We start from the raw sequence: 20,624 nt of genomic DNA, 5'->3' as shown, positions 1-20,624 counted from the left end.
CCCACCTGGCCATCGGCATCGCGATCCGCGCCTGCCAAGCCGGCCACCGCGTCCTGTTCGCCACCGCCGCCGAATGGGTCGACCGGCTCGCCGAAACCCACACCGCAGGCCGCCTCCAAGACGAACTGCGCCGGCTTGGCCGCTACCCGCTACTGGTCATCGACGAGGTCGGCTACATCCCCTTCGAACACGAAGCCGCGAACCTGTTCTTCCAGCTCGTCTCATCCCGATACGAACGAGCATCGCTGATCGTGACCAGCAACAAAGAGTTCGGCCGCTGGGGCGAAGTCTTCGGAGACGACACCGTCGCCGCCGCGATGATCGACCGACTCGTCCACCACGCCGACGTCATCGCCCTCAAAGGCGACTCCTACCGCCTCAAGAACCACAACCTCGGCCGGATCCCCACACCAACCGACGACCAACCATGACAACCAGCACGGGGTCCACTTTCAACCGCCGCAAAGGGGTCCGTTTTCAACCGTCGTTGACACCTCCTCCATCGGTCAACTCGCTGTTTGTCCGGGTCGTGCCCTTCCTGGGGCACTGGCAAGCTAGGACGTGTGACAACAGGCAACCCTGACTACGAGCTGGCGTGGCCGCGTGAGCTCTTCCGTACCGAGCTCGCAACACTGATCAACAGCGCTTCTCGTAGCTCGGGCTGGAAGGAGCGCGTTGAACTCCTCCTCACGGACGCCTTCTCTACGTCTGTGCCCTGCGATGACTTTCTGGCAGCGGTCACCTCCGGTCACGATCCGTGGGCGAAGCAGCCCGCGAATCGAGCTGACGAACGTGGGTTTCTGGTCGATCTGCTCCGCCGAGCAGATGCGTTTCCGCTTCCGAAGGAACGAGCGCCGTACTGGAGCGAGCGTCGCACTGGCTCCGCGGCTGCCGACGTGCTGAGCATCGGAGCCGTTGCAAGAGCGTTTCAGCGGATCGTCGGGGACCTCGAAGCGCGAGGCTACTTCGAACTCGAGTTTGGGAAGGACTGTGTGGATGATCCTGCGGACGCAGTCCCATCAGACATCATCCAGGGACTGGTTGGCCGCCGCGGCATGTGGCCGCCGGATCCGGACGAGCTCGCCGCCGACCCGGATGCGTTATGCGATCTCATCGAGGTCCTTCACGACCTTGTGGCTAGACCCCGTAATCGATGGCTGCACTCCTATGCGCAATGCGGCTGGCATTACAGCGACTATGCTCGACACAGCGGACAGATCCTTTACCGTTGGCACGTCAATCGCCTACTCGAGCGCAGCGATCTCGACCTGCTTCTCGCAGACGACGGAGAAGACGCAGGCCGCCTCACCCACGCCACCGACGACGCCCGCGGTCAACTCGTTCAGCGTGCACTCAACACCCCCGAAGAGGCGACCCGTGCCCGGGTGCGTCACGCAATTGCGCTATTCAGGTCACGGTCCGCCACAGAGCATGAAAACGGTCGGCTGCCATGGTCCTCGCCTTGGTCCTCGAGGAGCGACGCGCACTTCTCAAGGAGGAACTCCTCTCTAAGGACGAACGGGCGCTCTTCGAGATCGCCAACGGGTTTGCAATCCGGCACCAGAAGGAGAATCAGCGCGCCGATTACAACCCAGCCTTCCGCGACTGGGTCTTCTGGTGGTACCTGGCGACAATCGAACTCACCAATCGGATGATCACGCAGCGGACATCAACGATTTGACATATTGGCTGCTAACCGATCTACATCTGGCCGACCTTGTCAAAAGCTCCGCGGACGTCTGGTGTGGCGCAGCGGCGGGCAGGGCGAGCGGTCTCAGTAGAGTTCGGTCAAGTGGACTGTGGTGCGAGTCCGCGGAAAGTCCCCTTATCGGTGAATTGCGAGGTACGTGTCGTCGAGAGTAACGACTGCACTGACCCGTTCCTCGTCAGAGGTGGACTGTTCCACGTGACTGGTGTGGAGAATGGGTGTCAGGATGGCCACCGTCACCCACTGCCCGTAGGGACGGCCTTAGCGCCCCGGTACGGCGTGGCTGCCTGCACGGCACATCACGCACGCCATTCGTAGCCTTAATGTCGCGCACGCATGGCCGTTGCCGGGTTATTGGCCTGACCGCCGGATCGTGTTGTCGCCTTCGGAGATGAACTTCAAGAACCGTCGGCCGAGGTCGGATACAAGGCCATCAAAAAGGTCGCCCACGAGCATTTCACTGGAACCAGGCCGCGTGCAGATAAGGTGGGCACGGACTAGGTCGTCGACCATGAGACCGCGGAAGTCTCCGCTGCCGGCGAAAGCGCTCTTCCCAGTTGAGGGTGTAGATCAGCGGGACTGGTCAGTCGAACAGCTTCCAGTGACCCTCGGAGACGACAGCGACCTCGCCGTTGATGACGGTGATGGCGGTCTGGTCGTCGATGGCGTAGCCCGGCACGTCGAGCGCGGCGGCCCAGCGCTCCGCGTCGGCTAGGCCGAACTCCGGCATGTTCGGGTTGTCGAGGTGCGGAAAGATACCGAAGTCGACCAGCCCCAGTGCCTCGACGCTGCCCGTCGGCGACTGCCAGTCACTCAGGTCCTGGCCTAGGTGGGGCGCCGCCACGAGGCTCCCGGCGCTCACCCCGACCCACACCGTGTCCTGCAGCGAGGACAGGACGTCAGCCGCGCCGGACTGCTGCAGCCAGTGCGCCAGGTACAGCGGATCGCCACCGCCCACCAAAAGAGCGTCGGTTTCCCGGACGATGGGGATCCACTGCGCCGCGTCGATGCTGGGGAGCGCTGTGAGCTCGAGCAGGCCGAGAGACTTCCAGCCGATCTCGCACAGCGGAGTCATCGCGCGGCCGGAGACGATGCGCCACGCGGCAGCGGGACCCCCCGCGGGGTAAGCCGCCGTTGGGATCACCAGGGCGCTGGCCTCGGCGATGGGCTTGCCCAGCATCTCGACGAGCGCGTCGGCAATGCTCGTGTTCTTGATGCCGGCGGAGGTGAGAAGAAGCTTCATGTCTCTCCTACGATCTCGTCTTGCCGAATCCGCACACCGTAACCAATCTGATCGAAGGGCGCGCCCCCGTCCTGGCCGTACGCCGCGTCGCACTTGTTCTGCGAGCGTTGAGGGGGGTCACGCGATCGCCCGGCTGGCGCGTCGGTCCCGCGGTAGGAGTCGAGGCCTCCCGAAGATGGAAGTTCTCATGCTCACCATCTGGAAGACCTCGACGTGTCCGACGCTACCCCGCACGCCGGCTTCGGCCGGCCCGACCTGACCGCCTTCGCTCGGCTTGATGGCCTCGGCCTCGCCGTCATCGGACAGCGACTCGAACCCGACCGGGTGGTCCTCGCCAGCCGGGTCGATCCCCGGGTGCCCCGAACTTCGACCCCGTAGTCGCAGCGGGATCCCACCGCGACCCGGCTCGCCTCGAGCGTGCCGATCGCTCTCGACTCGAACCGAGCGAGGGCGACCGCGTGGTCGTCGTTTTTCGACTGGCAACAGCTTCTGCGTCCCGGCACTATCGAAGTGAGTCGCCGCTCCTTCCGCGGGCGCGGGCCGTTCAATGATGACGGTCTTTGTCAGGGCGCACACGCCGGCGATTGAACCGGCGATCAGCTGTGCGAGGTCGACTCCGTGCGACAGCAAGTCTCCGAGGGCCCCGGAGCCCGCGCGATCGCGGACATACCGCCACGACCGTGGTCCGGCGGGATCGGCGGAGTAGTCGGCGAGGAGCGACACGCGGACGCTGACCACCTCACCGAGCTGTCCCGCGTGCAGAAGCTCCAGCAAGTGTGCGACTGCCGGCGCCTACCGGTAGTTGAAGCCGACACAGGACACCAGCCCGGCGGCCTCTACCGCTGCGGTGATCGCCCGGCTTTCATCAACGCTTCGCCCCATCGGTTTCTCGAGCCACAGGGGCTTCCTTGCCTCGACCGCAGCCAGCGCGAGCTCGCGGTGCAAGAAGTTCGGCGAGCAGATCGACACAACGTCGACTTCTGGGTTGGCGAGCACCTCGCGATAGTTGGCGGTCGCCGCGGCGTATCCGAGACGGTCGATCGCGTCGTCACGATTGGTCTGGACTGGGTCGGCCGCCACGACGAGCTCCGGTTGAACGCCAAGATCGGCATACTGCTCGCGCAATGACCTGTATGCGCGCGTATGCAGACGGCCCATCCAGCCGATGCCGATGAGCCCACGCCGAGGCGGCGGCTGTGGTTACTCGTCATCTCTAGCTCCAAATCTCCCGGTACGGCTCACATGAAGCGCGCGCTCAGGCCACCGTCGACCCGCCACTCCGCTCCTGTCACGAAAGACGCCGCGTTGCTGGCGAGAAAACACACCACCTCGGCCACTTCATCGGGCAGGCCGATCCGTCCCACCGGGTGCAACGCGGTTACGACCGCGGCGCGCCCGGCGGGATCGTCGCCCTGTTCCAACCATTCCTCAACCAGGCGGGTCCCGATCCATCCGGGACTGACCGCGTTGACCCGGATGCCGTACGGGGCGGCCTCGAGGGCAAGGCTCTTCGTCAGGCCTATCAGCCCTGACTTCGCCGCAGCGTACGGGAAATAGCCGCGGGCGGTCGCTGTCGTGTGCACGGACGCAATGTTCACTACCGATCCCCGGCCGCGCTCGATCATCGACGGCAGCACCGCCCTGGCCATCAACCATGCCGACCGCAGATCCACGTCGAAGACGTGGTTCCAATCCTGCTGCGACATGGTGACCGGGTCGAAGTACGCGTTCCGGCCGGCGTTGTTCACAAGAACAGTCGGGGCGCCGAGTGCCCGCTCGACCGCAGCCGTGGCAGCGGCCACCTGGTCCTCGCGGCTCACATCGGCGCGCACGAAGACCGCCCGATCACCCAACCGGTCGACGACGTCTCGTCCTGCTGCTTCGTCGAGATCGACGACGGCCACGCCCGCCCCCTCGGGCGCCGCGACCAGCGCGATCGCCGCACCGATGCCGCCGGCTGCGCCGGTGACAACCACCACCTCGTCTCGCAGCAGAGCCCGCATCAGCACCTCGCCCATTCAGCACCTTCACGGTGGCATTCGGGTCCGATCGCCTGAGGCGCGAGTGCTCCGCTTGGCTGCAGGCCCTGGCGCGCGACTCCGACGCCCGCACAACCGAACTCAACTGGACCATGAAGATCCGGGCTAGCTACCCGTTGCCTAACCGTCGGCTGATTGCAGCGGCCTCAGTTGCCGCGGTAATGGCTCGATCGCGCTGGCCGACTGCGACCAAGGAGATGCTCAGGTTGTTCAGCGACCTGACGAGGGCGGGCAGGTAGATGACGGGGTGGGCGATCGCCAGTCGCCGATCGATTGCCACGGCTTCCTCTGCGGCTTCGAGGGCGTGTTCGTGCTTGGCCAGTCCAGACAACACCTTGGCGAGGTTAGACAGTGACGCCGCGACGTGGCGGAGGTGAAGACCCGGGTTGGTGATCGCCAGCTGCCGATAGATTGCAACGGCTTCTTGGGCTGGCGCCACGGCTTGTTGATGACAACCCAAGTCGGACAGCTGGTTACACAGGTTCGTTAACGCGCTCGCAAGTCCGTCCCAGTGAATGGCTGATATGGCCGCCAGCTCCCGCTGGATCAGCACAGCCTTCTCGGCAGCAGCCAACGCCTCGTCGTGGCGCCCGAGTTCCGCCAGAGCATTGCCGAGATTGCTCAATGCGCTCGCCAGCAGGGGCCGGTAGACGGCTGGGTTGAAGTCAGCTAGCCGCCCGCGGATTTCGACCGCTAGTTCGATTCGCTCTACTGCTTCATCACGCCGCCCCTGCTGCGCGAGCCGGATGCCAAGGTTGTTCAGCGAGCTCGCGTACTCCGGCGCGTAGGTAGCAGGTTGGCCCTCTGCCAGCTGCTGGTAGAGGGTCACGGCTTCCTCTAGTTGTGCAAGTGACTCTTCTCGACGCCCCAGATCCCACAGCCGAATGCCGAGGTTGTTGAGTAGCCCTGCAAGGCGGGATGACCGGTCGGTGTCGGCCGAGCTCCGGACAATCTCTACAGCTTCAAGGGCTGGGAGTAGCGCCTCTTCGTGCCGACCGAGCTGGGCCAGTGCGTTACTGAGGACGGTCATCGACTCCACGAGGCGTGGCAGGTGCTCTGCCGAGTCGGCAGTGGTGGCAATGCCTCGGTAGGCCGCTACGGCTTGCTCGGCCGACTCCAGCGCCTCCTCGTAGCGGCCAGCATCGCGAAGGAAGCGAGCGCGGATGCAGTGGAGGCGAGCATGAACGACGGGATCGGCGATTCCGGCTAGGAGTTGTCGGACGATCGGGTTGTAAATGGCTGCAAAGTAAGTGTCGGTATCGACTCGGCGTTGTTTGGGCAACAGCGTCGCGATTGTTTGGAGCAGCGGCAATTCCATGTCAGGCAGATCTGCTAGTCGGGCCAGAGTCGCGGTGCCGCCTGCGAACGCCAATTCGGGTCGTTTGGTCAGTAGCGGATACAGCACTGCGGTGGCGATGTGCGGCCAGCGCTGAGCCGTCTCGACCAAGACGGTGATCGTGCTGGCTGTCCACACGGCGGGCGAGTCGTCGTCGAGCAGATCGTCCACGATCGTGGAGGCGAGGGGGTCTGGCTTGCTGCCTCCCTCTCCGCCATAAGGATGGCCCGGCGTGCTGAGTGCAATGAAGTCCTCGCCGAGCCTGTCGGGAAGCAGACCTTCCAGTACCGTGTCGAGATCTTGCGGCGGGTAGCAGAGCCGGTGGTCGTCAATGATGGTGGTGACGCCGGGCTCAGTTACCTTCGCCCGGGTGAGAGCGGCGTGCGCATCCCATGGCAGCAGGGGCCCTGCCAAGGTCGCTACGTAGACCGCCCGGCCCATGACCTCGGGCGTAGTAGCTGCGGGGGCCTCCGCTCGATTGTGGAGGGCATGCCAATAGGCTCGTTCACGTTTCAGAAGGTAGGCCACGATCGTGTGCGGTTCCGTCGGGGCCTGGCCGCCGAATCGACGTGCATCCACGGCGACCAGGGCGGCCATATGTACGGCGAGAACCTGAGTAAAAGCCAGTTCGGCCTGGAGCCCGGGTGGTATGGGCAGATTGTCGGTGCCAGTCACCTGCAACTTGGCCGCGAAGTGTTGGCGAGCCTGCCGGAACAGTTCCCCGCGATCGATTTGGTCATCCAACGGAGGCAGCGGGACTGCGGTGGCGTTGATGGCGTAGTCGGACTCCAGCGAGCACTCCAGGTTCGTCCACCACGACCCCTCCGCGCGGGCCAATAGAAGCACCCGAACGCGAAGCCCAGAGCGCACGCCGAAATCGCACAGGTCAGCAATGAGCGTTTTGAGATGCGAGAACGACCAGCGGTCGGCGTAGTCGACGACGGCCAGCACCCCGGACAGTGGCCGATCGCTCCGGGGTATTGGCACCGAAGAGATCCGGGCAGTGGGTGTGTCTCGGACCTGGCACGCAACCCAGCCTGTCGACGCCTGTTGTCCGGCGAAATGTCTTGCCAGCCGACTCTTCCCCTGCCCGCCTGCTGCATAGATCAATCGGACATCGAGTCCTGCATCGGAATCCAACCAAGCGCCCAGGTCTCCCAACTGCTTTCCTCGACCGGCAAAGGGCACCACCTGGCGATGAGCCAACAGCAGCTTGCTCGGCTGCTCCCGGACCTCCTGCAGTGACAGCGGCACCGACTCGTGGCGGAAGCCGTCGATCCGGTACAAGGTCCGGCCGGCGGCGAGCCCAGAGACATCACCGCTGACGTCGCGGACCTGAATGACATCGCCGAAGACGATGCTGCCGCTGACACTTTGGCTCGCCGAAGCGGACAGCTTGCGCCAGATCATCTATCGATGTCGAGGTCGCCGCCAATGTCGTCGAACTGCTGCACTGCGCCCGATGTCTGAGTGCCGGTCACAGACTGCTCGCCTGGTTCCGGACCAGCATTGGAAGAACTCGGTCTCAACGCGGCAGGCAGAAGACTCTGCGTCGGGCCCGATCCGTTGGCGGATCGACCAACGCGCACACTGCGCCGCACACCACGGACTTGCAGAATGCCGTCGCCAATCGTGGACCCGGTCACTGACTGGCCGCCGCTCTGCGGCGACCGCCCACCGACTCGTATGACCGCGTATATCGACACGCCCAGCCCGACGAGACTCACGATCGCGCCAATCGAACTGCCGAGCTTGTCTGCCCTATCCAGCCCGACATCGGAGAGATACAGCCCCATGCCGATGACAGCGAGGCTGAAGACAACGACTCCAGCCCACCCCACAATGTGCTTCAACGCCTTCACCCCATCCATCATCCTCACACCGCCACCCGATGGAAGAGTCCGTGTGATGACAGGGACCCCAAATCACCTAAACATGCCCAACCGGCTACTGGAACCGATTGGACCGGAATACCGCACACTTTGAATATGCACCGGTTCCCAGTCGACCGCCGGTGCCCGCTCCGCGACCCGGACGAAGTGGTCGAGGAATACACCGGGATCCCCGACGCGATCTGGATCGGCGACCCGGCCGACGATCCGCGGCTGAAGCGCAGCGACGATGCCCCGAGGCCGGCGGGAGCCCGCCGCGGCTGCGGCGGTACGAATCCCGGACGGGCTAGCCGGGCCGATCGACCTCGAGCTGACCAAGGCAGTTGAGGAGATCCCCGGCCCCAAGGCGCTGACCGGCGGCACCCGCTACGAGCCGAAATGGGACGGCTACATTCACTGAACTTGGCAACCCATACCGATTGGACCGACAGCCAGCCGACGACCAGAAGGCGCCGGCGGCGCACCAGTCGATCGTTAGCTTGCAGCAGATATGCCCGCGAGTGGACAACGCGACCGGACCGCACATCTTCGACGACGTCACTGGAGTCTTGACGGTCGTCTGGACCTGACGACGGCGCAACCCGCGGCGATCCCGCGGGTCGCGCCATTCGGCGTTAACGGCTCTTGCGTTGTGGCGCGGCTGTGGCAGGACGGCTGATTCACCTGATCAGCTGAGGAATGCCGGCAATTCCGTCGCGTTGATCTCGACCCCGAAGCCGGGTGCCGCCGACGGTGTGATCCGGCCGTCGACCGGAGTTGGCACACCCGGTGCACGGGCCGCCTCCGCCAGGGCGACGCCTGGCGGCGAGCCGACGAAGAACTCGGTCCAGCCGATGCCGACGATGCCCAGGCAGGCGTGCTGCCCATACGCAGTGTTGCCTGGCGCGTGCGGCATCACGGCAACGCCCGCCGCCTCGGCGATCGCGCAGATCCGTTTGAGCGGGGTGATCCCGCCGACCCAGCTGATGTCGGGCTGCAGGATGTCGACCAGTCGGTTGGCCACCGCGTACTGGAACGGCGCCACGCCGAACCAGTGCTCGCCGGTCGCCAGCGGCTGCCAGGGCAGTCGGCGCCGCAACTCCGCATGCGACAGCAGGTCGGCCGACGGCAGGCACTCCTCCAGCCACCGCACCCGGTACGGCCGCAGAGCCTCGGCCAACCGCACCGTGTAGTCGACGTCGAAGGCCATCCAGCAGTCGAGCATGATCTCGATGTCGTCGCCCACGTGCGCGCGGGCCTCGGCGACCTGGGCGACGTTCTTGCGGATCCCGTCCAGGCCGTCGGCCGGCCCGTACCGGCAGGGCAGCTTGACCCCGCGGAACCCGAGCTCGGCATACCAGTCGGGGTCGCCGCCGGTCGCATAGCACTCGAGCTCGTCGCGGGTCGGGCCGCCGAGCACGGCGTAGACCGGCTGACCCAGCACCTTGCCCTTCAGGTCCCACAGCGCCAGGTCGATCGCGCTGATCGCATACGACGCCAGCCCGGCGGCACCGAACGGCGCACACATCCGGACCGCCATGTCGTAACACCTCTCCGTGGCCAAGGCATCTTCGCCGATCAGCCGTGGGCCGAGGAAGTCCTCGATCACCGCCGCGACCGGCCGGCCGTGCTGGCCGACCGCGAATCCGACCGTGCCGTCCTCGACCTCGACCAGGCAGCCGAACATCGGCCAGGTCGGCGTCCAACTCGGGCGGTAGGCGGCATAGCGCGGATATCCGGTCATCGGATTGGCCACCGGGCCGTCGGCGAGCCAGGACGGCCGCCGCGCGTCGGGGTGGTCGGCACCGATGGCCGGCTGCGGCGGCAGCCGCACGGTCCGGATCGCGGTGATCTTCATCGGGCGGTGATCTTCATCGGGATCGGCTCCCCTGCGAGCGGGTGGGATCGGACAACTCGGCCGACAGGGCGGCCGCTTCGGCGACGACAGTACTGGCGGTGCGCCGCCGGACCTCGGCGGTGACGCGAACGTCGGGGATCGACACACTCATCGCGGCGACGGTGCCGGTCGGCCCGACGATCGGCGCAGCGACGCAGAACACACCCTCGGTGTATTCGCCCCGGTCGGTGGCGTAGCCCTGCCGGCGGATCCGCGCCAGTTCGGTGAGCAGCTGATCGGTGCCCGCGACAGTCCGCGCAGTGAACCGGTGCAGCTCGACGCCGGCCAATCGGCGGCGGACCTCGTCGTCGGGCAGCCCGGCCAGCAGTGCCTTGCCCAGCCCGGTCGCGTACGCCGGCAGCCGGCGGCCGACCTGGCTGACCAGCTGCAGCGGATGGTCTGAGTCGAGTTTGCGGAGGTAGACGTTGTCGATGCCGTCGAGAACGGCGAGCTGCACCGTCTCCCCCAGCGCGTCCCGGATTCGTTGCAGATAAGGGCCGGCCGCCTCGGCGACGTCGAGGTCGGCGATGTAGGCCTGACCGACCTCCCAGGCGCGCGCGCCGACGCCGTACAAGCGCGAATCGTCGTCGAAACAGACGAAGCCGGTCTGCCGCAAGGTGGCGAGCAACGCATGCGCGCTGCTCTTGGGCAGCGTCAGCCGGGCGCAGATCGCCGGGAAGTCGAGCCGGCCAGCCTCGGCGAGCAACTCGACGATCCGCAGCGCCCGCTCCGCGGACTTGACAGACTCCGCCATCACACGCCCTCCACCGCCGCACCGGCGGCATCGATCGGTTCACAACGACAAACCGCAGTTCAGCTTAGTGAACCACGACCCGAATCGCCACCCCATCACAGCGGCCTGGTTTCCGCCCAAGGTTCATCATCATGAACTCGTCGCCACACTCTTGAACCTCGGCCGGTGGTGTGTTTACCTGCCTCCGTGCGTGGTGCGTCGTCGCCCCGGAAATCGGACTCTGCTCGCGATGGCGCCGAACCGGTCGCGGGCCGCTCATGAGCCCGCCGCCGCACAAGCTCACCCGTGGAGAGGACGTCTGAACCGTGACAACCACCCAGCACTCCGCGCGGGCCGAGGCCCCGGTGGCTCCGAGCCCGATGGACGACTACCTGTTCGACCTCAACGGCTTCATCATCAAGGAGCAGGCGGTCGAGCCCGAGTTGATCGACGACCTCAACGAGGCCTTCGACAAGTTCCCCGACATCGCGCCCGGCGAATGGTGGGGCAATGTCCAGCGCTCCGCCGGTGCCCGTGACCCGGGCAAGCAGTACGAACTGCAGAACGTGATCGAGGCCGGCGAGCCGTTTGAGCGCCTGATCGATCACCCGTCGTGGATCGACTACATGCGGCACTGGGCCGGCGAGGAGGAGTCGTACGTCGCCGGGCTGTTCATCGACGAGGCGTTCGCGGCCAAGCGCACCGAGGGCGGCTTCCTGCAGGTCCATTCCGGTGGTTACCGCAAGGCGATGCGCGGCCAGTACCGCTACGTCGACGGGGTGTTCCGCTGCGCCCAGGTCAACGTGCTCGTCGCGCTCACCGACATCGGTCCCGGCGACGGCGGCACGCTCGTCATCCCGGGCAGCCACAAGTCGAACTTCCCGCACCCGCAGTTCGAGGAGTTCCGCGGGACGCAGATGGACGGCATGGTCGGCGTGATCGCACCCGAGCTGCACAAGGGCGACATCCTGATCTTCACCGACACGATCGCGCATGGCGCCGCCGCACGTACCAACAAGGACGGCGAACGCCGGACCGTGATCTACCGCTACGGCCCGTCGTGGGCCACCACGCGTGGCGGGTACCGCTACTCCGACGAGTTGCTGGCACGGCTCACGCCCGAGCGCCGCGCGATCCTGCAGCCGATCGAGCCGCGGCTCCCACCGAGCGCCTGAGCGGGACCGCGGCGAGCGGGCCCGACCCGGAGCCGCTGATCTCGTCCCGCGTCTCGCGGCCCGACGCCGCGCCGTCACCATCACGAGCGACCGCAAGAGGAGTAGGGAACATGACCACACGCCGCGCATTCCTCGGTGCCGCGCTCGGAGCGAGCGCCGCCGCAGCCGGGCTCACCGCTTGTAGCGGCGTCGCCGGCGGTGGCGGAGGCGGCAACAGCACCGGCGACAGCACCGAGATCCTCGTCAACTGGTGGGGCGGCGACGATCGCGCCAAGCGGACCCAGCAGGTCATTTCGCTGTTCGGGAAGGCCCACGCCGGGGTCAAGGTGACCGCGAGCTTCTCCGACTTCAACAGCTACTTCCAGAAGCTCAACACCCAGGCCGCCGGCGGCGGCCTGCCGGACGTGATCCAACTAGGCGGCGGCTACGTCCCGCAATACATGCGCAAGGGACAGCTGCTCGAGCTCACCAAGTACGTCGACGACAAGACGATCGACATCAGCGATATAGATAAAGGTCAGATCGAGCAGGGTCAGGTCGACGGGAAGCTCTACGCCGTCACCATCGGCGGCAACATGCCCGGTCTGATCTACAACAAGTCGATGCTCGAGCGTGCCGGCGTCGAGCCGCCCGCCGCGGACATCACCTGGAACGCCTTCGCCGACTACCTGCGCACACTGCAGGCCAAACTGCCGACCGGGGTGTACGCCGTGGACCATCTCGAGGGGCCGCTGTTCACGACCTGGATGCGGCAGCGCTATCCCGAGGAGTACACCCCCGACTACAAGGTCGCGTACTCCGAGGCCGACGTCACCGAATATCTGCAGTACTGGCAGGAGCTGCGCGCTGCCGGGGTCAACATCACCGGGCAGCTGGAGGCCGCGGAGATCGCCAACAGCGCTGCCAATGCCGCGCCGATCGCGCTCGGCAAGGCGGTGTTCGCCTCGCAGTGGACAAACTATCTCGGCCAGTTCCAGATCCTGATGAAGGACGAGCTCGCGATGACCCGGTTGCCGAGCGGCGGCAAGCAGGCCGGCGACTTCGTGCAGGCGTCGCAGTTCTTCTCGGTCGCGGCGACGTCGAAAGCTCCCCAGACGGCCGCCCAGTTCATCAACTTCTTCATCCACGATGCCGGTGCGCTCAAGATCCTCGGCGTTGAGCGGGGCGTGCCGGCGTCGGCCGCGGCGCGCGACCTCGTGACGCCCACCCTCAAGCCGTACGACCAGGTGCAGGTCCAGTTCATGAGCGACTACGCCGTGAAAGCCCGGCCGAAGTCACAGCTCGATCCGGACAACTCGGCCGCGGTCGGCGACGCGCTCAACCGCGCCGAGCAGTCGGTGGCGCTGAACCACGTGTCGCCGGCGGCTGCGGCGAAGAAGTTCATGTCCGATGCCGCGAAGGCTCTCACCTCGTGACCGGCGACGACGTCGTAGTGCCTGCCGCCGGCGCGTCATCCGCCGCCGATCGGCCGGCGGCCGGCCCGCCCCGACGCCGGCCGCGCCGGACGCCGGCGCGCCGGACCGAGGCGGTCGCCGGGTTCGTCTTCCTGCTGCCGTGGCTGATCGGCTTCATCGGCCTCACGCTGTTCCCGATGATCGCCTCGCTCTACCTGTCGTTCACCAAGTACGACCTGCTGTCCTCGCCGGTGTGGATCGGGCTGCAGAACTACATCGACCTGTTCCACGACGAGCGCTACCTGGCCTCGGTCCGGGTCACCTTGTTCTACGTATTCGTGTCGGTTCCACTGAAGGTCGCCTTCGCGCTGCTGCTCGCCACCCTGCTCAACCGCGGCCTGCGCGGCCTCAACGTCTACCGCTCGATCTACTACCTGCCTTCGCTGCTCGGCGCGAGTGTCGCCGTTGCGGTGCTCTGGCGGCAGCTGTTCTCCGGCCAGGGGCTGGTCAACAGCGTACTGCGGCTGCTCGGCTGGCAGTCACCGCCGGACTGGCTGGCCAACCCGCACACCGCGATCTACACCCTGATCCTGTTGTCTGTCTGGGAGTTCGGCTCGCCGATGATCATCTTCCTGGCCGGGCTACGGCAGATCCCCGCGGAGTACTACGAGGCCGCCCGGGTCGATGGCGCGAGCTGGATGCAGCAGTTCTTTCGGATCACGTTCCCACTGCTGACCCCGCTGGTGTTCTTCAATCTGGTGCTCCAGGTGATCGGCGGATTCCAGTCGTTCACTCAGTCGTACGTGATCAGCGGCGGCTCCGGCGGCCCGGTCGACTCGACGCTGCTGTACAGCCTGTACCTGTACCAGCAGGCGTTCGGTCTGCTGCACATGGGCTACGGCACGGCGATGGCCTGGGTGCTGCTGCTCGCGATCGCGATCTTCACCACCGGGTTCTTCCTGACCTCGCGGTACTGGGTCTTCTACATGGACCGGTCGAAGTGACCACGCTCAGGGTCGGCACGGCCGTGCCGGAGGCCTCCGCGCGCCGGAAGGCCGGACTGCCACGCGGCGCACTGCATCTGCTGCTCATCGCCGGCGCGATCTTCATGAGCTATCCGCTGCTGTGGATGATCTCGTCGTCGTTGAAGCCCGAGTCCGAGATCTTCTCCTCTACCTCCCTCATCCCGTCGCAGTTCAAGTTCTCCAACTACATCGACGGTTGGACCGCACTCGGTGTCCCGTTCACGGGGTTCTACCTGAATTCGTTGATCTTGTGCGTCGCGGCGGTGCTCGGCAACATCTTCTCGTGCTCACTGGCGGCGTACGCGTTCGCCCGGCTGCGGTTCCCGCTGCGCGGGTTGCTCTTCGCGCTGATGCTCGGCACGATCATGCTGCCGTTCCAAGCGACGATCGTGCCGCAATACATCATGTTCAAGTCACTCGGCTGGGTGGGCACCTTCCTGCCGGTGGTGGTGCCGAAGTTCCTGGCGGTCGACACGTTCTTCGTGTTCTTGATGGTGCAGTTCATCCGCAACCTGCCCAGCGAGCTCGACGACTCGGCCAAGATCGACGGCTGCGGGCCGTACCGGCTCTACTTCCACGTGATCCTGCCGCTGACCGTCCCGGCACTGGCAACGACGGCGGTCTTCACGTTCCTGTGGACTTGGAACGACTTCTTCTCCCAGCTGCTCTATCTCGGCCGCAGCGTCCAGGGTTACACGGTGCCGGTCGCATTGAGCACGTTCGTCGACTCGAGCAGCCAGTCGTCATGGGGCCAGATGATGGCGATGTCGTTCCTCTCGCTGCTGCCGATCCTCGGCTTCTTCACCGTCTTCCAGCGGTTGCTGATGGACGGCATCTCCACCACGGGGCTCAAGTGATGCGGGCCCTGGTCCTGCACGGCTTCGGCGATCTCCGCGTCGAGCAGCGGCAGCGACCCGAACCGGCGCCGGACGAAGTACTGATCAGCACGATCGCGACCGGCATCTGCGGCTCCGACCTGCACGGCTTCACCGGCGAGAACGGCCGACGTCACCCCGGTCAGATCATGGGCCACGAGACGGCGGCCCGGATCGTCGAGCTCGGCTCCTCGGTCGACGGCGGGTTGCAGCCGGGTCAACTGGTGACGGTCAATCCGGTGATCGCCTGCGGCCGGTGCCCGGCCTGCCAGGCCCGTACCGAGCAGCACTGTGCGACCAAGCGGCTGATCGGAGTCGACCCGTCGCTGGTGTCGATGTTCGCCGAGTACGTCGCCGTGCCGGCCCGCAACCTGGTCCGCCTGGCCGACGACCTGCCCGCCGAACTCGGCGCGCTGGTCGAACCGTTGGCAGTCGCGTACCACGCGCTGCGCCGCGGCGGGCTCGCTGCCAACGACCGGCTGCTCGTGCTCGGCGGCGGCCCGATCGGGCAGTCGGTGATCGTCGCCGCCGGCCATACCGGACCGACGTCGGTCATGGTGAGCGAGCCCGATCCCGGGCGGCGGGCGCTGTGCGAGCGGCTCGGCGCAGTGGCACTCGACCCGAAGGCAGCGCCGTTGACCGAGCAGCTCGCCGACCTCGGTGGCCCGGCGACGGTCGCGGTCGATGCGGTCGGGTCGTCGGCCTCACTGGGCGACGCGCTCGACGCGACGGTCACCGGCGGCCGGGTGGTGCTGGTCGGCATGGCGAGCCCACAACTCGACCTTGCCGCGTACCGGGTGTCGGTCGACGAACGCACCGTGATCGGGAGCTTCACCTATCCGGCGGACGAGTTCGCCGCGATGGCCGCCTACGTCAGCTCGGCACCGGCCTCGATCGGCGAACTGATCTCCGAGCGGGTCACGCTGGACGGCGCGCAGCGGGCGTTCGAGCAACTGACCAACCGCTCGCCTGCGCCCGGCAAGGTACTGATCACTTTCTAGCCGGGGCGGCAGCCGCCTCGAGCAGCCGTTGCATCGTGCCGCCGAGGATGGCGTGCAGATCGTCGCCCAGGAACGGACAGTGGCGGCGGACGACCTCGAGCGACTGCCGGTACGTGAGGTGGCGGCGCGCCACCGGGAAATCGGAGCCCCAGACGAACCGGTCGCCGCCATACGCCGCGTACACCTGCTGCAGCGTGGCCATGGCTGTTGGATACGGGTAGTCGTACGGCGGGTCGACGACGTAGTGGAACCCGGACAGCTTCATGATCACGTTCGGATAGGCCGCGTTGGCCAGCAACAGTGGCAGCTGCTCGGCCAGCCGGTCGGGCGCCGTCGGGACATGGCCCTGATGGTGCACCAGGATCGGCAGCGCCGGATACCGCCGCGCGAGCCGGCCGATCGCCGGCTGCCATTCCGGGGGCGTGTGCAGGCTGGCGATCAGCCCGAGCTCCGCGGCCCGGCCGAAGAACTCGACACCATCCGGGCTGTCGAACCAACCGTCGTCGGCGCCGGTCGAGTAGTGGGTCACACCGACCGCCCCGGTCCGGGTGATCACGTCGGTCAGCCGCGCCGCCGCACCAGCCGTGTGATGGGTGTCGGACCAAAACGAATCCACGTCGGCTAGCTGGACCAGCCGGTCCGGATGCTCGGCCACCGCATCCGCCACGAATTCGTTGTTGTCCAGGTTGTCGGTTCGCGGATCGCCGGCGCCGATGCAGGCGGACACGATCACCGCACGATCGACCTCGGCGCGATCCAGCTCGTACAGCAGCGCTTCGACGCTGCCGCGGGTGGCTGGGTCCGGCACCTGCCAGTCGTACGGCCAGCTGCGCCAGGCATGGCAGTGAGCATCAACGATCACGGCGGCAGCCTATCGAGTGCCGTGCGTCGAAGCCCGACCGATGTCCACTACGGATGAGCGAGTTCTACTACGCCTATCGGCCACTGATCATCAGAGGTCGCATCGGTGGATCCTTCCGTTGGCGATCACCGCCCGGAGGTTCCTGGACGGATCGGCGAGCACACTGACGTCATCGAGTGGGTTGCCGTCGATGATCAGCAGGTCGGCGACGGCGCCGGGTACCAGCACACCGACCTCGCCGGCCATGCCCATCAACTCCGCCGCCACTGTGGTCGCGGACCGGATGATCGACTCGGCGCTCTGGACGTCCTTGCGGATCTCGAATTCCCGATTCTGCTGACTCTGCAGTTCGCCCAGCAGGTCGGTACCGAAGACGATCTTGAGCCCGGCGCGGTCGGCGGCTTCCAGGGTGGCCATGCCGCACTCGACGACTTGGGCGTTCTTCCGCACGTTGTCCGCCGTCAGCCCGACCGACGTCCCCGCCTCGCCCATGGCGTGGTAGGCGACCAGCGTCGGGACGTAGTAGGCATCGCGTTCGGCGAAGAGCCCGAAGACGGACTCGTCCATCAGGTTGCCGTGCTCGATGGAGCGGACTCCATTCTCGAGACCCTGCCGTACGGCGGCGGTCGTATAGGCGTGACCGGCGACGTACTTGCCGGCGTTCGTCGCGGCGAGAACCGCTGCCCGGATCTCCTCCGGCGAGTACTGCAGATCGGAGATCTGATCCGTCGGCGACGCGACGCCGCCACCTAGCATGATCTTGATGTGCTGAGCTCCGCGACGGAGCTCGTTCCGGGCGGCACGGAGCACCTCGTCCACACTGTCGGCGATGGTGCTCAAGGACTCACAACAATCGTCATGGTGATCACGGCCCGGCAGTCGGCCGTCGCCGTGACCGCCGGACTGGGAGAGCGCGCGACCACCGAAGATCAGCCGTGGGCCGGGGATCCGGCCCTCGACGACTGCCTGCGCCAGCCCGAAGTCCGCGCCGCCGACATCGCGGACCGTGGTGAACCCGCGATCCAGCATCCCGCGCATCAGCTCCGCTGCCCGCAACGCCCGGTAGCTCGCCGGAACGTCGGCCAGCGCGCCGAGATCCGCCTTGTAGGCGGTGACGTGGACATGACCGTCGATCAGTCCGGGCATCACCACCCGGCCGCCTGCGTCGATGTTGATCAGCTCACGATCATGAAGCTGCTGCGCGCCACCGACCGACCGGATCCGAACATCCTCGATGACGAGCTGCTGGTCGGGTACCAAGGTCGCCTCGGTACCGGTGAGGTCGAGGACCGTGGCATTGCTGATGCTGGCGATCATCGCGTCTCCGGGTCGGTGAACGGCGACGATCCGCCCCGGGCGATGAAGCGGTCGATCGCGTGGTCGATCACCGGCAGCGGCACGCTGCCCAGCGACAGGATCTGATCATGGAAGTTCCGGACGTCGAAGTCAGCGCCGAGTGACTGTTCGGACCGACGACGGGCCTCGGTGATCTTGAGCATTCCGAGGTAGTACGCCGTCGCCTGCCCTGGCCAGGCGATGTAGCGGTCGACCTCTGTGACGATTTCATGATCGCTGATCGCGGTGTTGTCCCGGAGATAGTCCTGAGCCCGCTCACGGCTCCACCCGAGCGCGTGCATCCCGGGATCAACCACGAGCCGGACAGCGCGCCACATCTGGTAGCTGAGCATGCCCATCACCTCGAACGGCGTCTCGTACATGCCCATCTCGACGCCGAGCCGTTCGCTGTACAGTCCCCAGCCCTCTCCGTACGCCGAGATGTAGACCTTCTGCCGGAACTCCGGGTGCTGGGTCTGTTCGAGGGCGAACGGGATCTGGAACGCGTGCCCGGGCGCGGCCTCGTGCAGGGTGAGGGCCGGGATCGAATAGAGCGGCCGGGCGGCCAGGTTGTAGGTGTTGAGGATGTAGCGGTGCGGTCCGCCGCGGCCGAAGGTGTAGAACGGCGCCAGGTCCGGCGGCGGTTCCTCGATCCCGAATCGCATTCGCGGCAACCGGCCGAAGTAGTGGTGCGCCACGGCGTCGAACTTCTTGGCCTGCCAGGCCGCGAACCGCAGCAGCTCCGTCGTCGTGGTCGCGTAGAACTTCGGGTCGGTACGCATGAACGCCAGCATCGCGTTGGCATCGGCGAACCCCACCGAGGCGGCGACCTCGGCCATCTCGGCGCGGAGGGAGGCCACCTGTTCCAGGCCGATCTCGTAGATCTGTCTGGCGGTCAGCTCGGTCGTCGCGTACTCGTGCAGCTGATAGGCGTAGAACTCCTCGCCACCCGGCCCAGCGATCGCCGCGATGTCGACCGGTAGCCCCGGAAAGTACTCACGTGTGAAGAAATCCAGGAGCTTGCGGAACGCCGGCAGAACGTCGCTGGTGATCACTTCGAGACCGGCGGTGATCAACTGCTCGCGACCGGCGAGTGACTCGGGCAGCGTCCCGAACGGCTGGACGAAGCTCACGTCCTCGGGCCGGGCTTCCGCCACCGACCGGATCGTCGCCTCCCTCCCGATCATGGAGATCTGGGCCGGAGCGAAGCCACGCTTGACGCCTGCGCGCATGTTCTCGATGTTCTGATCGACGTAACCAGGGACCTGCCGCAGCCAATCGATGTAGGTCCTGGCGTCGTCGGCCGAGCCGAGCCTGCGACGGGATTGGCTGGTCAGGTCCATCCAGAAAGCGGAGTCCGCATTGGCCGGCCGTTCGAACATCCGGTACGCCTGCCGGCCGATCAGGGTCTTGATCTGGAAGCGGTAGACGTCGAGATCGTCGGCCTGCTCGGGCGTCAGCCGGGTTCGGTCGATCTTCTCGAGCTGATCATCGACCTCCCGCCAGCGGACGGCCCGGTACTCCTGCCGCTCCGGTCCGACGTCGGGCAGCCGTGGCTCGAGCGGCTCGTCGAGCGAACCGTCCGGGAGCTCCTCGCGGCGCCAGGCCCATTCGTCCTCGGCGATCTTGCTGAAACTGTCGTACTTATCAGTCATTGCTCTCCCCGAGCACGAAGGCAGCGATATCGGCGGACTGCGCGACCCGGGCGTCCTCGTGTATGTAGGTCATATGGCCGGCCGGGTAGTACTTCCGGACGATCTTGTCGGTGATCTCGGACGGCACGTCGAGATGATCAAGGACGTACTCGCAAGCCGAGAACGGCGTTGCGCCGTCGTAGTAACCGAACCCGACGTACACCCGAAGGTCGGGCTGAGCCCGCAGGGCGGCGGACAACTCGTCCGTCGTCGTCACCGCTCGCCCCTCGAATTCCTGGTAGGACCAGGGCTGTACGCGGTCGGTCAGAATCTCGTACTCGAGATCACTGTGGAACCCCAGCTCGGCGCGGACGTACTGATTGAACGCCGCGGTGTACGGGAACAGGATGAACATGTGCGACGGATCGGTCTCCTGCACCTCGTTGTTGAGGTTGGCTGGCACAGAAGTGAACCTGGTGTCCAACCGGCCGGTGTC

At 66.3% G+C, this 20,624-nt stretch carries 20 protein-coding genes and 3 pseudogenes; 9 read left to right on the top strand and 14 right to left on the bottom strand.

The genetic code is table 11. From position 1 onward, the window contains the following. The coding region (locus EV645_RS32640; RefSeq protein ID WP_198682007.1) for an ATP-binding protein at positions 1 to 431 on the top strand (431 nt) is incomplete at its 5' end. A gap of 813 nt (positions 432 to 1,244) precedes the next feature. Here EV645_RS32640 and EV645_RS42430 read toward each other — a convergent pair. Further along, positions 1,245 to 1,394 carry a hypothetical protein gene (locus EV645_RS42430; protein WP_198682006.1) on the bottom strand — a complete coding sequence of 50 codons (150 nt, stop codon included), beginning with the start codon at positions 1,392 to 1,394 and terminating at the stop codon, positions 1,245 to 1,247. Between the two features lie 56 nt (positions 1,395 to 1,450). Between EV645_RS42430 and EV645_RS42425 the strand changes: the two genes are divergently transcribed. Beyond that, on the top strand, positions 1,451 to 1,681 hold the full coding sequence (locus EV645_RS42425) for a hypothetical protein (RefSeq protein ID WP_198682005.1): 231 nt from the start codon (positions 1,451 to 1,453) through the stop codon (positions 1,679 to 1,681). Between the two features lie 610 nt (positions 1,682 to 2,291). On the opposite strand, the gene EV645_RS32630 is transcribed toward EV645_RS42425, so the two are convergent. Next, positions 2,292 to 2,951: a Type 1 glutamine amidotransferase-like domain-containing protein gene (locus EV645_RS32630; RefSeq protein ID WP_130447872.1), complete on the bottom strand. Its 660-nt coding sequence runs from the start codon at positions 2,949 to 2,951 to the stop codon at positions 2,292 to 2,294. Positions 2,952 to 3,164: 213 nt separating this feature from the next. Between EV645_RS32630 and EV645_RS32625 the strand changes: the two are divergent. Further along, positions 3,165 to 3,296, top strand: a pseudogene (locus EV645_RS32625) (ISL3 family transposase); the annotation flags it as partial. A gap of 44 nt (positions 3,297 to 3,340) precedes the next feature. On the opposite strand, the pseudogene EV645_RS43470 reads toward EV645_RS32625, so the two are convergent. The 6 genes and pseudogenes from EV645_RS43470 to EV645_RS32600 form a co-directional block, all read right to left on the bottom strand. Further along, positions 3,341 to 3,454, bottom strand: a pseudogene (locus EV645_RS43470) (hypothetical protein); the annotation flags it as partial. Between the two features lie 55 nt (positions 3,455 to 3,509). Further along, positions 3,510 to 3,725: pseudogene (locus EV645_RS43465) on the bottom strand (Gfo/Idh/MocA family protein); the annotation flags it as partial. Between the two features lie 18 nt (positions 3,726 to 3,743). Next, complete coding sequence (locus tag EV645_RS32615; protein ID WP_277877126.1) at positions 3,744 to 4,118, bottom strand: Gfo/Idh/MocA family protein; 375 nt, start codon at positions 4,116 to 4,118, stop codon at positions 3,744 to 3,746. A 71-nt stretch (positions 4,119 to 4,189) separates the two neighbouring features. Beyond that, on the bottom strand, positions 4,190 to 4,969 hold the full coding sequence (locus EV645_RS32610) for a glucose 1-dehydrogenase (protein ID WP_242000797.1): 780 nt from the start codon (positions 4,967 to 4,969) through the stop codon (positions 4,190 to 4,192). Between the two features lie 130 nt (positions 4,970 to 5,099). Continuing rightward, the gene (locus EV645_RS32605) at positions 5,100 to 7,736 is read right to left on the bottom strand and encodes a tetratricopeptide repeat protein (RefSeq protein WP_130447870.1); all 2,637 of its coding nucleotides are present in this window, start codon (positions 7,734 to 7,736) and stop codon (positions 5,100 to 5,102) included. Beyond that, the gene (locus EV645_RS32600; protein ID WP_130447869.1) at positions 7,733 to 8,200 is read right to left on the bottom strand and encodes a hypothetical protein; all 468 of its coding nucleotides are present in this window, start codon (positions 8,198 to 8,200) and stop codon (positions 7,733 to 7,735) included. The genes EV645_RS32605 and EV645_RS32600 overlap by 4 nt, the downstream gene beginning before the upstream one ends. A 247-nt stretch (positions 8,201 to 8,447) precedes the next feature. On the opposite strand from EV645_RS32600, the gene EV645_RS41995 reads away from it, so the two are divergent. Further along, positions 8,448 to 8,618 (top strand): hypothetical protein, encoded by a 171-nt coding sequence (locus EV645_RS41995; RefSeq protein WP_157997211.1) that lies wholly within the window; start codon positions 8,448 to 8,450, stop codon positions 8,616 to 8,618. A gap of 267 nt (positions 8,619 to 8,885) precedes the next feature. Here the strand turns inward: EV645_RS41995 and EV645_RS32595 are convergent, their stop codons facing one another. Both EV645_RS32595 and EV645_RS32590 read right to left on the bottom strand, forming a co-directional pair. Continuing rightward, positions 8,886 to 10,055, bottom strand: a complete 1,170-nt coding sequence (locus EV645_RS32595; protein ID WP_130447868.1) for an enolase C-terminal domain-like protein — start codon at positions 10,053 to 10,055, stop codon at positions 8,886 to 8,888. 13 nt (positions 10,056 to 10,068) lie between these two features. After that, the gene (locus EV645_RS32590; protein ID WP_130447867.1) at positions 10,069 to 10,848 is read right to left on the bottom strand and encodes an IclR family transcriptional regulator; all 780 of its coding nucleotides are present in this window, start codon (positions 10,846 to 10,848) and stop codon (positions 10,069 to 10,071) included. 305 nt (positions 10,849 to 11,153) lie between these two features. Between EV645_RS32590 and EV645_RS32585 the strand changes: the two genes are divergently transcribed. The 5 genes from EV645_RS32585 (at position 11,154) to EV645_RS32565 (ending at position 16,297) form a co-directional block, all read left to right on the top strand. Next, complete coding sequence (locus EV645_RS32585) at positions 11,154 to 12,002, top strand: phytanoyl-CoA dioxygenase family protein (protein WP_242000796.1); 849 nt, start codon at positions 11,154 to 11,156, stop codon at positions 12,000 to 12,002. A 110-nt stretch (positions 12,003 to 12,112) separates the two neighbouring features. Continuing rightward, entirely contained in the window at positions 12,113 to 13,417 is a 1,305-nt protein-coding gene (locus EV645_RS32580) for an ABC transporter substrate-binding protein (RefSeq protein ID WP_130447866.1), read from the top strand. Beyond that, entirely contained in the window at positions 13,414 to 14,400 is a 987-nt protein-coding gene (locus EV645_RS32575) for a carbohydrate ABC transporter permease (RefSeq protein WP_242000795.1), read from the top strand. Before EV645_RS32580 ends, EV645_RS32575 begins: the two co-directional genes overlap by 4 nt. Continuing rightward, a complete protein-coding gene (locus EV645_RS32570) occupies positions 14,397 to 15,278 on the top strand; it encodes a carbohydrate ABC transporter permease (protein WP_198682004.1) in 882 nt (293 codons plus the stop codon). Before EV645_RS32575 ends, EV645_RS32570 begins: the two co-directional genes overlap by 4 nt. After that, positions 15,278 to 16,297, top strand: a complete 1,020-nt coding sequence (locus EV645_RS32565) for a zinc-dependent alcohol dehydrogenase (protein ID WP_130447865.1) — start codon at positions 15,278 to 15,280, stop codon at positions 16,295 to 16,297. The genes EV645_RS32570 and EV645_RS32565 overlap by 1 nt, the downstream gene beginning before the upstream one ends. Here EV645_RS32565 and EV645_RS32560 read toward each other — a convergent pair. From EV645_RS32560 to EV645_RS42420, 4 genes are all read right to left on the bottom strand, one after another. Then, on the bottom strand, positions 16,287 to 17,159 hold the full coding sequence (locus EV645_RS32560) for an amidohydrolase family protein (protein ID WP_130447864.1): 873 nt from the start codon (positions 17,157 to 17,159) through the stop codon (positions 16,287 to 16,289). The two genes, EV645_RS32565 and EV645_RS32560, sit on opposite strands and share 11 nt — an antisense overlap. A gap of 90 nt (positions 17,160 to 17,249) precedes the next feature. Beyond that, the gene (locus tag EV645_RS32555; RefSeq protein WP_130447863.1) at positions 17,250 to 18,476 is read right to left on the bottom strand and encodes a metal-dependent hydrolase family protein; all 1,227 of its coding nucleotides are present in this window, start codon (positions 18,474 to 18,476) and stop codon (positions 17,250 to 17,252) included. Then, positions 18,473 to 20,149 (bottom strand): DUF885 domain-containing protein, encoded by a 1,677-nt coding sequence (locus EV645_RS32550; RefSeq protein WP_130447862.1) that lies wholly within the window; start codon positions 20,147 to 20,149, stop codon positions 18,473 to 18,475. The genes EV645_RS32555 and EV645_RS32550 overlap by 4 nt, the downstream gene beginning before the upstream one ends. Then, on the bottom strand, positions 20,142 to 20,591 hold the full coding sequence (locus EV645_RS42420; RefSeq protein ID WP_198682003.1) for a hypothetical protein: 450 nt from the start codon (positions 20,589 to 20,591) through the stop codon (positions 20,142 to 20,144). Before EV645_RS42420 ends, EV645_RS32550 begins: the two co-directional genes overlap by 8 nt. Between the last annotated feature and the right edge of the window lie 33 nt (positions 20,592 to 20,624).

Origin of the sequence: Kribbella rubisoli (assembly GCF_004217145.1) — a bacterium.
Classification (GTDB): domain Bacteria; phylum Actinomycetota; class Actinomycetes; order Propionibacteriales; family Kribbellaceae; genus Kribbella; species Kribbella rubisoli.
Note: the sequence above shows the minus strand (reverse complement) of the source record. Positions and strands in the feature narration are given on the sequence as shown.